Below are 12,827 nucleotides of genomic sequence, written 5' to 3'. Positions count from 1 at the left end.
GTTAATTAACTTATTGGTTTAATAACGCTGACAGCGCTGCATGTCAAGCGGCTCGAAAGTGGGCTGAGCTAGCTTTGCAAGGGAATGCCGATGATGCGGCGCGCCAAATTTCAGGAAATGGCATTGGAGACTTCGATCAGGTTATCGTCCGGATCGCGGAAATAGACTGAGAGAATTGCGCCAGCGGCACCCGTGCGGCGAACGGGGCCCTCCTCCACTGCAACACCCTCGGCCCTCAAGTGAGCAATCACGTCGTCGATCGGTGTCTGGCTAATGAAGCAGAGATCGGCGGAACCTGGCGTCGGGCGCTTGGCCTTTGGCTCGAATTCGTGTCCCGCCTGATGCAGGTTGATCTTCTGATTGCCGAAGGTCAGGGCCTTGCGGCCCGCGCCAAAGGTTTCCACGCCCATGCCGAGGACACGGGCGTAGAATGCACAGCTCTCCTCAATGCTGGCGACCGTCAGCACCAGATGGTCGAGATGGTCGATGCGGATCATCGTGAACCTCGAATATCATTGCTCAGTGGCGCGCCAGCCTGGCGACACCAAACGCGGCAACAAGGCAGGCGGTCAGCATGGCGAGAATGAAGGTAACCACGGCGGACCAGCCGTCGGCAAGCCAGAAAGAGCCGCCGACGGAGCCGGCAATGCTGGAGCCGAGATAATAGGCGAGCAGGTAGAGCGAGGAGGCATGGCCTTTGGCTCCCCGGGCAAGGCGCCCGACCAGGGCGCTGGCGACGGAATGGGTGACGAAGAAGCCGATCGTCACCAGAACGATGCCGAGGATGACCAATGGCAGCGGCGTCGCGAGCGTAATAGCGGCACCGAGTGCGGCAACCAGCACACCTGCAGGCAGCACGACGAAATGACCGATGCGATCGCCGAGGAGACCCGCCGCCCAGGAGGCGACGATGCCGAAGAGATAGGCGGTGAAGATCAGGCCAAGTTCGGTCTGGCTGAGGTCGTAGGGATCGGCGACGAGGCGGAAACCGGCATAGTTATAGACCGTGACGAAGGAGCCCATGACGAGAAAGCCGATGGCAAATAGCGGAGGCAGCGCCGGATTGCCGAAATGACCACCCCAGGCCTTCAGGTGAAAGGCGGCATCGAAGCCGTTGCGCGGGATAAAATTGCGCGACGGCGGCAGAAGACAAAGGAAGCCGACAGCGGCGATCAAGCCGAGAACGCCGACGGCGGCCAGTGCTGGCCGCCAGCTCAGGAATTCCGCGATCGTACCCGTCACCACGCGGCCGGCCATGCCACCGAAGGCGTTGCCGGCGATATAGAGGCCCATTGCGCCGCCAAGACCGCGCGGCTCGATCTCCTCGGCCAGATAGGTCATAGCGACGGCCGGCACGCCACCTAGCAGGAAGCCCTCGAGCGCGCGGGCGACCAGCAGCATGTGCCAGCTCGGCGACACCGCGCAGACTATCGTACAGATTGCCGCGCCCAGCAGCGATATGAACATCAGGCTGCGGCGGCCGAGGCTTTCGGAAACGGCAGCGGCACCGAAAATCGCAAAGGCCAGGAAGCCGGTCGAAAGCGATAGCGACAACGAGCTTGCAGCGGGTGTGACACCAAAATCCTCGGAGAAGATCGGCATCAGGGGTTGCACGCAATAGAGCAGCGAGAAGGTGGCAAAGCCCGAGAGAAACAGCGCGATGGTCGCCCGGCGGAAGGCAGGCGTGCCGCGTACAAGGAATTGGCGAGATTCAGCCGGCGGCTCGTTCTTGACGAGCATCAGTTCAGCACGGGAGGCGACTTCGGAAGCAGTGGTTTCCTGCTTGTTAGCGGCGCGGGACATGGACACACAACCTTTCTTGCCGACAAATCTAGTCAGGCGCGCTCTATTAGTCCAATATATGGAACAGGCGATCTTGATAGGTTTTGGAGATAGCGATGGAGCTACGACATATCCGCTATTTTCTGGCGCTCGCGGAAGCGGGAAACTTCACCCGTGCGGCCGCCAAGCTTGGCATCGGCCAGCCGCCGCTGAGCCAACAGATTCGCGACCTGGAAAACGAGGTGGGAGCACAACTGTTCCACCGTGTGCCGCATGGTGCGGAGCTCACGGCAGCGGGCGTGGCCTTTCTGGCTGAGGCAAGAACGGCGGTCGATGCAGCGGAAAAGGCAAAGCTTGCCGCCCAGCGTGCCAATCGCGGCGAGATCGGCCGCTTGGCGCTCGGCTTCACCGCATCCTCGGCCTTCAACACGATCGTCACCGCCACCATTCGCGAATTCCGCAGTCGCTGGCCAGGGGTGCGCCTGTCGCTGACCGAGATGAACACCAATGCGCTGATGGAACGGCTGATGCGTGGCGAGATCGACGCCGCCTTCATTCGCCCCGGCCTCGAAGACCCACGCGACGTGCGGCTCAAGCGCTTTGCCGACGAGCCGATGCTGATCGCGCTGCCCGCCCACCATCCGCTTGCAGGCAAGGACCGCGTTCCGGTCGCCGCGCTCGCGAGCGAGCCCTTCATCCTCTTCCCGCGCATGGTGGGTTTAAGTCTCTATGACGATATCGTCGCTGCCTGCCGCGAAGCCGGCTTCGAATTGGTGGTGACACAGGAGGCGCCGCAGATCCCTTCCGTCGTCAATCTCGTCGCCGCCAATCTCGGGGTCTCCATCGTTCCCGCTTCGGTCGCCCAGATCAATCTTGACGGCGTCGCCTATCGCCCGATCGACGGACCGCCACTGGTGGCGCGACTGGGGCTCGCCATCCTCAAGGCGCAGCGTTCGCCGGTCGCGGCCAATCTGATGAGCCTGATCGCCTGACTATGCAGCCGGGTCCCAATAGGGAGGGTCGCCGAATGTCTTCTTCAGGTGATCGGCGATGGCGCGCAGCTTTGCCGAGGGATTGCGCCCCTCGGGATGCGCCATGAAGATGAATTCGGCTTCCGGCCGGTAGCCAACATCGATTTCGACGAGCAGCCCTTCGTTGATCGCCGGACCGACAATGAAGGCGGGCAGCAGCGCAATGCCCAGCCCGGCGATTGCCGCATCACGGCACACGTCGCCATTGTTGATGCCGAGCGCCAGTTTTCCCCTGATGACTACGGGACCTTCCGGCCCCTGGAACCGCCAATCGGCAACACCGCGGTTGGTATAGAATATCCCTCGATGATCCCCAAGGTCCTCCAGCGACGCCGGCATGCCGTTGCTCTTGAGATAGTCCGGCGATGCGATGAGAAGCCGGCGGCTGGGTGCGAGCTTCCAGGCAACGAGGCGTGAATCCGCAATCGGCCCATGGCGGACGATGGCGTCATAGCCGTCCGAGGACGCGTCGACACGCCGGTCGTCGAGATCGAGCGTCAGCTCGATTTCTGGATGATCGGCCAGGAAAGGATAGAGCGCCGGGCCGAGATGCATGCGGCCGAAGGTGACGGGGGCGGCAATGCGCAGGGGGCCCGTCAGCGTGCCCCGCCGCTCTGCCAGATCGGCCGCCGCCTCCCGCACCTCATGCACGATGCGCGATGCACGCTCCAGGAAAGCGAGACCATCTTCGGTCAAGGTCAGCTTACGCGTCGTGCGATGCAGCAATGTAGCGCCGAGTGTTTTCTCCATCTCCGCCAACCGCTCGCTGACGACGGATTTCGACAGACGCAGCCGCCGCGCGGCTTCGCTGATCGATCCCGCTTCGGCAACGGCCACAAAAGCAGCGATTCCTTCAATCTTGAGCATTGTTCGGCAATTCCGAATTCGAGTTCCATGATTTAAAGACTAATCCGAACGATCGAAAAACACCATTCTCTGCAAATCGGACGGAACAACAAACACGTCCCCCACTTAGGAGATGGAACAATGAATCGCTTGAATGGAAAAGTCGCAATCGTCACCGGCGCCAGCTCCGGCATCGGCCGTGCCACAGCCAAACTCTTCGCTGCCGAAGGTGCCAAGGTCATCGTCGGCGCCCGTCGCGCACCGGAATTGCAGAGTCTGGTCGCTGAGATCAAGGACGCAGGCGGCGAGGCCGCAGCGCTTGCCGGCGATGTGCGTTCGGAGGACTATCACAAGGCGCTGGTCGCCCTCGCCGTCGAGCGCTACGGCAAACTCGACATCGCCTTCAACAATGCTGGCATAATCGGGGAAGCAGGCCCGAGCACCGAGGTTTCGGAGGCAGGTTTTGCCGAAGCGCTGACGATCAATCTCACCGCTTCCTTCCTTGCCGCAAAGCATCAGATTGGCGAAATGGTCAAGCATGGCGGCGGTTCGGTGATCTTTACGTCGACCTTTGTAGGCTACAGCTTCGCCTTCCCGGGCGTCGCCGCCTATGCCGCCAGCAAGTCCGGCCTGATCGGCCTGACGCAGGCGCTCGCAGCCGAATTCGGCCCGCAGAATGTACGTGTCAATGCCGTGCTGCCGGGCGCTGTCGATACCGACATGTATCGCGAGATGAATGATACGCCCGACAAGCAGGGCTTTGTCACCAATCTGCATGCGCTGAAGCGTGTCGCTGGTCCTGACGAGGTTGCCCGCTCCGTGCTCTATCTCGCTTCCGACGATGCGAGCTTCGTCAGCGGCACTGCATCGTTGGTCGATGGCGGCGCCTCGATCACTCGCACGTAATCGATGGCTGCATGAGCAATCTCCGGGGCCCAAACCCGAAGTATCTCAAGCAAGGCCGCGGGATACTCCCCTCCGCGGCCTTTTCGTGTTCGAAAGACTTTGACTGAAATGCGCCGCCTCGCCATGATTGCTGACAGAAAATCATGGATGGGACAATGTTCGACGGACGATTGCTGAATGGCGTCAGCGTATTGACGGCCGTGGTGGAGGGCGGCAGTTTCGTGCGGGCCGCAGAGGTGCTCGGTCTGACGCCATCGGGGGTCAGCCGAGCGGTCTCGCGGCTGGAGACCCGCATCGGCGTGCGCCTGCTGGACCGCACGACGCGGGCATTAAGGCTGACGGATGACGGCGCGCGGTTTTACGAGCAGGTTGTGCCGCTTCTCAGCGGCATCGAGGAGGCCGCGACGACGGTGGCCGGCGTCGCCCAGTCCGTGCGCGGCCGCTTGCGCATCAATGTCGACCCCTATTTTTCCCGCCTTGTTTTGGCGCCGCGCCTCGGCTCCTTCCTCGACCTCTATCCCGACCTGCAGATCGAGATCCTTACCCGAAACGAGATCGGCGACCTGGTGGCCGACGGCATGGATGTGGCTTTGCGCTTCGGCGAACCGCCGCAGACATCGCTGATTGCCCGGTTGCTTCTCGAAACCCGTGTGGTCACCGTCGCGGCTCCTGCCTATATCGAGCGGCATGGCCGGCCGAAAACGCCGGCCGACGTCGCGAACCATCTCTGCATCCACTATCAGGATCCGATCACTGGGCGTGCATTCGAATGGGAATTCCGGCGCGGGCGCAAGGTCATCCCCGTCGAGACGCGTGGCCGCATCCTGGTCAATGATGCCGGAACGACGTTGGGAACCTGCCTTGCCGGTCTCGGTATCGCCCAGGTCTTCACGCTCGGCATTACCGATTTTCTGGATCGTGGAGAGCTTGTCGACCTCTTTCCGGACTGGAAGGACGAGCTTTACCCGCTTTACGCCTTTTACCCGTCCCGCCATCATGTGCCGGCAAAAGTGCGCGCCTTCATCGACTTCTGCGTCGACATTCTCGGCTGACCATCAGAGCCGATTGCCTATTGTGTGCCAAAGGCTTAGGTTCATGAGCACAAAAACAGGCGACGGGTTCGGGCCATGGTTCTCGCGGGAAAACGCATCCTTCTTATCATTTCCGGTGGCATCGCGGCCTATAAGAGCCTCGACCTTATCCGGCGGTTGCGCGAGCGCGGCGCTTCCGTCCGCCCGATCATGACATCGGGCGCACAGCAATTCATCACACCGCTTGCCGTCGGCGCGCTGGCCGCAGACCATGTCTTCACCGACCTGTTTTCCCGGCAGGACGAACAGGATGTCGGCCATATCAGGCTGGCGCGCGATTGCGACCTCGTTCTGATTGCGCCGGCGACCGCCGATCTCCTGGCCAAGATGGCGAACGGCCTTGCAGACGATCTTGCATCGACCGTGCTGCTCGCAACCGACCGACCCGTGCTTGCAGCGCCCGCGATGAATCCGAAGATGTGGGCGCATCCGGCGACGAAGCGTAATATCGAGACACTGAGGGGCGACGGCATCCGTTTCGTCGGCCCGATGTCAGGCGAAATGGCCGAGAGCAAGGAGGCCGGCACCGGCCGCATGGCCGAACCGCTGGAGATCGTCGCTGCCGCCGAGATGCGGCTGGATGACGGCGCAAGGCCGCTCGCAGGCAGAAAGGCCGTCGTCACGTCAGGCCCGACGCATGAGCCAATCGACCCGGTGCGCTATATCGCCAACCGCTCCTCCGGCAGGCAAGGCCATGCCATCGCCTCGGCGCTCGCGGCCCTCGGCGCCGATGTCACGCTGGTATCCGGGCCTGTTTCCATTCCCGATCCGATGGGCGTGCACGTTGTCCATGTCGAGCGGGCGGAGGAGATGCGGGATGCCGTGCTTTGCGCTCTTCCTGCCGACATCGCCGTGATGGTCGCGGCCGTCGCCGACTGGCGCGTCGCTTCCGCTGCCGATCAAAAGATCAAGAAGCATCCGGGCGAATCCATTCCGACGCTAGCGCTCACCGAAAATCCCGACATCCTGAAAACCGTTGGCCATCACACGCAGCGACCGAAGCTCGTCATCGGCTTTGCCGCCGAAACGCAGGATGTTGAGGCAAATGCCAAGGCGAAACTGGAGCGTAAGGGCGCGGACATGATCGTCGCCAACGACGTCTCGCCGGCAACCGGCATCATGGGCGGCACGCGCAACAGCGTGAAAATCATCCGCCATGACGCCGTGGAACAATGGCCCGACCTTGAGAAGGATGAAGTGGCGGCGCGTCTGGCGAATCTAATCGCTGAGCAATTCAAGCCGGAATAGCGGCTGCTGTCTCAGGCTCGGCGGATGCACGCTTTTCCGGGTGGAAGGGCGTGACGTGGACGCCCATACCGTCGATCAACACGCTGCTGCCGTCCGGAATTTCCGTCCAGGCGTCAACATCATCATTTAGCGGCTCGGAGACCAGGCAATAGCCGATACCGACAGGCGAGGCATAGAGCGTCGGCGCCTTACGGTCGGTGGCGTAGCGCACCGCATACAGCGACTTTCCATCCGAAAAAGCGGCGGTGAAACGCACCAGCGCCGAACCGGTCAGATGGACGGATAAGCCTTCGACAAAGCTGATGGCCTCCGCGATCGCGGCAACCGGATTGGTCGCAAGACCGAACTGAAGTGCCAGCAGGAACAGAAGCTCGGAATCCGTCGTACCGCTGCGTGCCTGGAACAACTGATCATCAAGCATGGCTTCCATCGGCCGGCGCAGGCGGTCGAAATTGGAGATCTGTCCGTTGTGCTGGAAGGACCAGTTCTCATGTACGAAGGGATGGCAATTATCGCGCCGCGTGCCGCCACCGGTAGCAGCGCGGACATGGGCCAGGAAGAGTGGCGAGCGGATCTGCCGCGCCAGGCTCTTGAGATTGCAGTCGGACCAGGCCGGGAGGATATCGCGATAGCGGCCCGGCTCCGGCCGGTCGCCATACCAGGCGATGCCAAATCCGTCGCCATTCGTCGCGGTCTTGGCGCGTGTGGCGCAGTGCGATTGTTCGATCAGGGAGTGGGCGGGTGAAGACACCAACTCCTCCAGATAGAGGGGGTCTCCACGATAGGCTGCCCAGCGACACATGCGTCTTTCGCTCCAATTCCCGCTTGCTTCCTGTCTCGCGGGAGAATGTCAAAATCAAGGACGATTGTTCGTGCGGAATAGGTAATAAACTCTTAATTTACCGGCAATTGAGAGGGGAAGGTGACAGTTATTTGACACGCCGTCCGATCACATTTGGGCGTCGTAGCATTATTCTTTTGTGAACATGCGTGCTTTGAAAGGGTTTTTTGGCTTCTCGCTGCGTAGCTTGATGAAGATGTCGGCTTCGCCTATATTGCTGGAGTGAGGGGCGGGTTGCAGCCCACCCCTCGTTTGCTTTAATGCAAGAAGTTGACCCGGACACGCACTTGCCAGCTAGTCCGGGTTTTTCTTACCCAAAGCGTGATGCTAAGTGGAAACCACATAGCTCACCTCCGTGTTGACGGCGAGGCCGATCGCCACGGTCGAGGTTGCCCATCTTCCCCGATCGTGTCCGCTGGCACAGATAGGCGCTGCTTTCGCTGCCAACTGCCGCGGCCGATATCACGTTAAAGTTGAACGAACCATTGCGTTTCAATGTGACACAGTGCGACACGAAGAGTGAAGCAGCCCGCCCCTATGCACTCTTGCATCCGGTGAAATTTGAGCTACGTTAGGCATATCGACAACGTAACGAAAGGAAGGTGATCCAATGTCTAGTGAGATTTCGGTTCTCGTACCAGGCATGGAAATGGTAGTGAGCGTTGCGAGGCAGCCCTCGCTCTGATCAAGCCTTCCGGAAGCGTCCTGCGCTTCAGGCCAGTTACGGGCCAAAACTCATGGAAGGGTCGCTTCGGGCGGCCCTTTTTTGCATCTATCAGTTGCTGATATTGCAATAGTTCGGGCTATCGTTCCCGGAATAAACTTTGTTGTGATCGTTTTTCTCTTGCCGAACGAAAAGCGCGCCATAGCTAACCCTCCATGACTTACGAGGAACAGCCCGAGCAGGGTGAAGCCCAACCGGCGCCGCCAAATGAGCCCGCGCTTTCTGCACTCTCATTGTATCCCCAGGAATGGGCGTTGTTCCTCGATATCGACGGAACGCTGCTCGATCTTGCCGAGACACCGGAGGCCATCGTCGTGCCTCCGTCCCTGCCCTTCGCGCTTCAAGCGCTTTCCCGCCAGCTCGACGGCGCGCTGGCGCTGGTGACCGGCCGCGCGGTTGCCTTTGTCGACCCTCTGTTTGCTCCGTTCCACTTCCCGGTCGCCGGCCTGCATGGCGCCGAACGGCGCGATGCGGCCGGGCGATTGCGGCGCGCGCTGATTCCGCCCGCCTTCCAGGAGATGAAGCGGGTGATCGCGCAGGAGGTTGGAGCCTGGCCGGGTGTTCTCGTTGAAGACAAGGGGGCTGCGGTCGCGGTTCACTACCGGCTGGCACCCGAGCGCGAAGGCGACGTCGCCGAAGCGATGCAGCGCTATCTGCAGGAAGCGGGCCCGGATTGGATCCTGCAGCACGGCAAGCTTGTGGTCGAGATTTGCCCCGCACACGCGAGCAAAGGGCATGCCGTCGAAGCCTTTCTCGGTGAGCCCCCCTTCAGCGGGCGTCGGCCGCTCGCAATCGGCGACGACGTCACCGACGAGACCATGTTCGGCGTCGCGAACCGCCTCGGCGGTCAGTCTGTGCGCGTCGGCACGCCCAGCGGCAAGACGCTGGCGCGTGCATCCATTCCTTCGCCCGCGCGTTTAAGAGAGATACTCGCAGCGCTCGCCAAATAATCATCTTTGGTCATTTCGGCCCACCGCCGCGGCCCTCTTGAAAGGAGCATTCCGTGAGTCGTCTCATCATTGTTTCCAACCGTGTTTCCGTCCCCGATAACCAAGGGGCGGCGGCGGCGGGCGGGCTTGCTGTGGCGTTGCAGGCTGCCCTTGCAGAGCGTGGCGGCGTCTGGATGGGCTGGTCCGGCAAATCGAGCGGCGACATCGAGCCCGAACCGTTGGTGTTGACCGAAGATGGCAACATCACCTACGCACTGACCGATCTCACCCAGACTGATGTCGAGGAATATTACCAAGGCTTCGCCAACCGGGTGCTCTGGCCGATCTGCCACTACCGGCTGGACCTCGCCGAATACGGCCGCAAGGAAATGGCCAGCTATTTCCGCGTCAATCGCTTCTTCGCCCACCGGCTGGCGCCGCTGGTCGAGCCCGACGACATCATCTGGGTACATGACTATCATCTCATTCCTCTGGCGGCTGAACTCCGGCAAATGGGGTTCAAGAATCGAATCGGGTTTTTCCTGCACATTCCCTGGCCGCCGGCCGATGTGCTCTTCACGATGCCTGTGCACGAAGAAATCATGCGAGGCCTCTCTTCCTATGATCTGCTCGGTTTCCAGACCAAATACGATCTGGAAAATTTCGCCGGCTGCCTGAAGCGCGAGGGCATGGGCGTCGAGAACAGTCCCGGCCATTTCAGCGCTCACGGCCACAACTTCCGCGGCGGCGCCTATTCGATCGGCATCGAGACGGCGGCCTTTGCCGAATTTGCCCGCAAAGCCGCGGCCCACAGCATGGTGCGCAAGGCGCGGCAAAGCGTCGAGGGCCGCGACCTGATCATCGGCGTCGACCGGCTCGACTACTCCAAGGGGATCACGCAACGCATCGATGCGTTCGAACGCTTCATCACCAACAATCCAGCGCATCAGCGCCGAGTCACCTATCTGCAGATCACGCCGAAATCACGCTCGGAGGTACCGGAATACGAGGCGATGCAACATGCTGTCGCCGAGCAGGCGGGCCGGGTCAACGGCGCGATCGGCACTGTCGATTGGGTGCCGATCCGCTATATCAACCGCTCGATCAGCCGCCCGGTGCTGGCGGGCCTCTACCGGCTGGCGAAAGTCGGCCTGGTGACGCCGCTGCGCGACGGCATGAACCTCGTCGCCAAGGAATACGTCGCCGCGCAGGACCCGGACGATCCCGGCGTGCTGGTGCTCTCGCGTTTCGCCGGTGCTGCGCGAGAATTGAGAGGCGCGCTGCTCGTCAATCCCTATGACGTGGACGGCACGGCAAATGCCCTGGCGCGCGGGATCAATATGCCGCTGGAAGAACGGCGCGAGCGTTGGCGCGGCATGATGGACCATCTGCTGGAAAACGATGTTTCGCGCTGGTGCGAGAACTTCCTGACCGACCTAAGGGCGGAGTGACGAATGACCGCTACATCGCCGCTGCTTCCCTGACCAGCCATTCCGTCAGCCATTCAGCATGCACGCTCTGCGACTTGGGCGGCAGAAGCCAGTAACCGCGGTTCGGCGCGCTCAGCACCGGACCGGCCGTCACCAGCATGCGCCCGGCCAGCAGCGAATCCACCAGCCCCATCCAGCCGAGCGCCAGCCCCTGCTCGCCGATCGCCGCCTGAACGACCAGCGAATAGGTGTTGAACCGCAGATCGCCATGGCCGGCATAGCTGTCACGGCTAATGCCAAACTCAGCGAAATAGCTCTTCCAATCGAACCAGGGTGATGGCGTTTCCGTATCGAGATGCACGAGCGTCGCACGCGCCAGCCGGCTTGGATCACTGAAAGGACCATATCTATCGACAAAGCCCTGCGCACAGATCGGCGCTACTTTCTCCGGCAATAACAGCGCCGCTTCCGGCCCAAACTCATTCCGCGCGCCGAAGACGACGGCGACATCGCCGCTTTCCGAATGGCCGCGCTCCTGTCGCTGCGTGGCGACGATCTGGATATCCAACTCCGGATGAAGCAGACGAAAGCGGTGCATGCGCGGGATCAGCCAAAGCGCCGAAAAGGCATAGTCGGTCCTAAGTCGCACCGCCGGGCGCTCCGCCTCGGCGCGGAAGCTGCGCACCAGCGAATCGACGCCGCCGACTGCCTTCTCCGCGATCTCGAACAGCCGGCGGCCTTCCGGGGACAGTTCGACACCGCGATGCTGGCGGTGAAAAAGAACGACGCCCATCTGCTCCTCGATCCGGCGGATCTGATAGCTGACCGCCGGCTGGGTCAGCCCGAGGCTCGCGGCCGCAGACGACAGGCTCCCTGTGCGCCCCACCTCGACGAAAATTCGCAGCCAACCGAGGTCCACCGACCGTTCAGCCATAGAATTTCCTTATGTCATCCATTGAAAAAAGCCTGCTTCACAGGCCGAATGCTACTGATGTTCAATAAAAACATCAAATACTAAGAGGGAACTGTCATTATGCGAATTTCTGTCATGGGCCGGCTTGCCATCGGCGTGCTCCTTTGCGCGTTTTCCTTCGCCGGCGTTGCAAAAGCGGATGGTGATTCCTGCCGCACCATTCATATGTCCGATCCGGGCTGGACCGACATTACCTCGACCAACGGCGTGACGGGTGTGCTGCTCAGCGCGCTCGGCTACGAGCCGGACATCAAGACGCTCTCGGTGCCCATCGGCTATCAATCGATGAAGACGGGCGAAATCGACGTCTTCCTCGGCAACTGGATGCCGGCGCAGAAAGCCTTCGTCGACGACCTCAACAAGGCCAAGGCCATCGAGGTGCTGAACCGCAACCTTCAGGGCGCGAAATTCACCCTCGCTGTGCCGACCTATGTCGCCGACAAGGGCGTCAAGGACTTCGCCGACCTGCAGAAACATGCCGACGACTTCGATCATAAGATCTACGGCATAGAGCCCGGCGCACCGGCTAACGCCAATATCCAGAAGATGATCGACGCCAACGATTTCGGCCTAAAGGGCTGGGAACTGGTGGAATCGAGCGAGCAGGCGATGCTGTCGCAAGTCGAACGCGCCGGCAAGGACAAGCAAGCGATCGTCTTCCTCGCCTGGGCGCCGCATCCGATGAACGAGCGTTTCCAGATTGCCTATCTCGCGGGCGGCGACGCCTATTTCGGCCCGGACTACGGCGGCGCAGAAGTCTACACCGTGGCGCGCACCGGCTGGCCGGCCGCCTGCCCGAACGCGGCGAAACTGTTCCACAACCTGACCTTCAACATCGGCATGGAGAATTCGCTGATGGGCTCGATCCTCGGCGGCCAGGATGCGAAAACGGCGGCCACTGCTTGGCTGAAGGCGCATCCTGAGGCTCTGACGCCCTGGCTCGCCGGCGTGACGACGATCGACGGCAAACCGGGCCTCGATGCCGTCAAGGCCGCAGTCGGCCTCTAATCCAGCCAAGGACATTCA

12 protein-coding genes are annotated in these 12,827 nt (G+C 61.5%); 7 read left to right on the top strand and 5 right to left on the bottom strand.

Going from position 1 to position 12,827, the window contains the following annotated elements:
• Positions 1-110 precede the first annotated feature (110 nt).
• Both PY649_RS08995 and PY649_RS08990 read right to left on the bottom strand, forming a co-directional pair.
• Positions 111-497 carry a VOC family protein gene (locus PY649_RS08995; protein WP_285867949.1) on the bottom strand — a complete coding sequence of 129 codons (387 nt, stop codon included), beginning with the start codon at positions 495-497 and terminating at the stop codon, positions 111-113.
• 22 nt (positions 498-519) lie between these two features.
• Positions 520-1,740, bottom strand: coding sequence for an MFS transporter (locus PY649_RS08990; RefSeq protein ID WP_432761344.1), 1,221 nt, complete (start codon positions 1,738-1,740; stop codon positions 520-522).
• 158 nt (positions 1,741-1,898) lie between these two features.
• Here PY649_RS08990 and PY649_RS08985 point away from each other — a divergent pair, with 158 nt between their 5' ends.
• The gene (locus tag PY649_RS08985) at positions 1,899-2,774 is read left to right on the top strand and encodes a LysR family transcriptional regulator (protein ID WP_285867946.1); all 876 of its coding nucleotides are present in this window, start codon (positions 1,899-1,901) and stop codon (positions 2,772-2,774) included.
• Here PY649_RS08985 and PY649_RS08980 read toward each other — a convergent pair whose 3' ends face one another.
• On the bottom strand, positions 2,775-3,680 hold the full coding sequence (locus PY649_RS08980; protein ID WP_285867944.1) for a LysR family transcriptional regulator: 906 nt from the start codon (positions 3,678-3,680) through the stop codon (positions 2,775-2,777).
• A gap of 120 nt (positions 3,681-3,800) precedes the next feature.
• Here PY649_RS08980 and PY649_RS08975 point away from each other — a divergent pair, with 120 nt between their 5' ends.
• The 3 genes from PY649_RS08975 (at position 3,801) to coaBC (ending at position 6,904) form a co-directional block, all read left to right on the top strand.
• Positions 3,801-4,565: an SDR family oxidoreductase gene (locus tag PY649_RS08975; RefSeq protein WP_285867942.1), complete on the top strand. Its 765-nt coding sequence runs from the start codon at positions 3,801-3,803 to the stop codon at positions 4,563-4,565.
• A 155-nt stretch (positions 4,566-4,720) separates the two neighbouring features.
• Positions 4,721-5,617, top strand: coding sequence for a LysR family transcriptional regulator (locus tag PY649_RS08970; RefSeq protein ID WP_285867941.1), 897 nt, complete (start codon positions 4,721-4,723; stop codon positions 5,615-5,617).
• 75 nt (positions 5,618-5,692) lie between these two features.
• Positions 5,693-6,904 carry a bifunctional phosphopantothenoylcysteine decarboxylase/phosphopantothenate--cysteine ligase CoaBC gene (coaBC, locus tag PY649_RS08965; RefSeq protein ID WP_285867939.1) on the top strand — a complete coding sequence of 404 codons (1,212 nt, stop codon included), beginning with the start codon at positions 5,693-5,695 and terminating at the stop codon, positions 6,902-6,904.
• Here coaBC and PY649_RS08960 read toward each other — a convergent pair.
• Positions 6,891-7,706, bottom strand: a complete 816-nt coding sequence (locus PY649_RS08960; protein ID WP_285867937.1) for a class II glutamine amidotransferase — start codon at positions 7,704-7,706, stop codon at positions 6,891-6,893. The two genes, coaBC and PY649_RS08960, sit on opposite strands and share 14 nt — an antisense overlap.
• Before the next feature lie 918 nt (positions 7,707-8,624).
• Between PY649_RS08960 and otsB the strand changes: the two genes are divergently transcribed.
• Together otsB and otsA are read left to right on the top strand one after the other, a co-directional pair.
• A complete protein-coding gene (gene otsB, locus PY649_RS08955; protein ID WP_285867935.1) occupies positions 8,625-9,419 on the top strand; it encodes a trehalose-phosphatase in 795 nt (264 codons plus the stop codon).
• Between the two features lie 53 nt (positions 9,420-9,472).
• Positions 9,473-10,849, top strand: coding sequence for an alpha,alpha-trehalose-phosphate synthase (UDP-forming) (otsA, locus tag PY649_RS08950; RefSeq protein WP_285867933.1), 1,377 nt, complete (start codon positions 9,473-9,475; stop codon positions 10,847-10,849).
• Between the two features lie 10 nt (positions 10,850-10,859).
• On the opposite strand, the gene PY649_RS08945 is transcribed toward otsA, so the two are convergent.
• Positions 10,860-11,762, bottom strand: coding sequence for a choline sulfate utilization transcriptional regulator (locus PY649_RS08945; protein WP_285867931.1), 903 nt, complete (start codon positions 11,760-11,762; stop codon positions 10,860-10,862).
• Between the two features lie 99 nt (positions 11,763-11,861).
• Here PY649_RS08945 and PY649_RS08940 point away from each other — a divergent pair, with 99 nt between their 5' ends.
• Positions 11,862-12,809 carry a choline ABC transporter substrate-binding protein gene (locus PY649_RS08940; RefSeq protein ID WP_432761339.1) on the top strand — a complete coding sequence of 316 codons (948 nt, stop codon included), beginning with the start codon at positions 11,862-11,864 and terminating at the stop codon, positions 12,807-12,809.
• Positions 12,810-12,827 lie beyond the last annotated feature (18 nt).

It is taken from the genome of Rhizobium mayense (genome assembly GCF_030272705.1).
In the GTDB taxonomy this organism is placed as follows: Bacteria; Pseudomonadota; Alphaproteobacteria; order Rhizobiales; family Rhizobiaceae; genus Rhizobium; species Rhizobium mayense.
Note: the sequence above shows the minus strand (reverse complement) of the source record. Positions and strands in the feature narration are given on the sequence as shown.

What these genes read in the sequence shown, in the direction of transcription:
- PY649_RS08995 (WP_285867949.1), bottom strand. Translation starts at nt 497, where the DNA reads ATGATCCGCATCGACCATCTCGACCATCTGGTGCTGACGGTCGCCAGC.
- PY649_RS08990 (WP_432761344.1), bottom strand. Translation starts at nt 1,740, where the DNA reads ATGCTCGTCAAGAACGAGCCGCCGGCTGAATCTCGCCAATTCCTTGTA.
- PY649_RS08985 (WP_285867946.1), top strand. Translation starts at nt 1,899, where the DNA reads ATGGAGCTACGACATATCCGCTATTTTCTGGCGCTCGCGGAAGCGGGA.
- PY649_RS08980 (WP_285867944.1), bottom strand. Translation starts at nt 3,680, where the DNA reads ATGCTCAAGATTGAAGGAATCGCTGCTTTTGTGGCCGTTGCCGAAGCG.
- PY649_RS08975 (WP_285867942.1), top strand. Translation starts at nt 3,801, where the DNA reads ATGAATCGCTTGAATGGAAAAGTCGCAATCGTCACCGGCGCCAGCTCC.
- PY649_RS08970 (WP_285867941.1), top strand. Translation starts at nt 4,721, where the DNA reads ATGTTCGACGGACGATTGCTGAATGGCGTCAGCGTATTGACGGCCGTG.
- coaBC (WP_285867939.1), top strand. Translation starts at nt 5,693, where the DNA reads ATGGTTCTCGCGGGAAAACGCATCCTTCTTATCATTTCCGGTGGCATC.
- PY649_RS08960 (WP_285867937.1), bottom strand. Translation starts at nt 7,706, where the DNA reads ATGTGTCGCTGGGCAGCCTATCGTGGAGACCCCCTCTATCTGGAGGAG.
- otsB (WP_285867935.1), top strand. Translation starts at nt 8,625, where the DNA reads ATGACTTACGAGGAACAGCCCGAGCAGGGTGAAGCCCAACCGGCGCCG.
- PY649_RS08945 (WP_285867931.1), bottom strand. Translation starts at nt 11,762, where the DNA reads ATGGCTGAACGGTCGGTGGACCTCGGTTGGCTGCGAATTTTCGTCGAG.
- PY649_RS08940 (WP_432761339.1), top strand. Translation starts at nt 11,862, where the DNA reads ATGCGAATTTCTGTCATGGGCCGGCTTGCCATCGGCGTGCTCCTTTGC.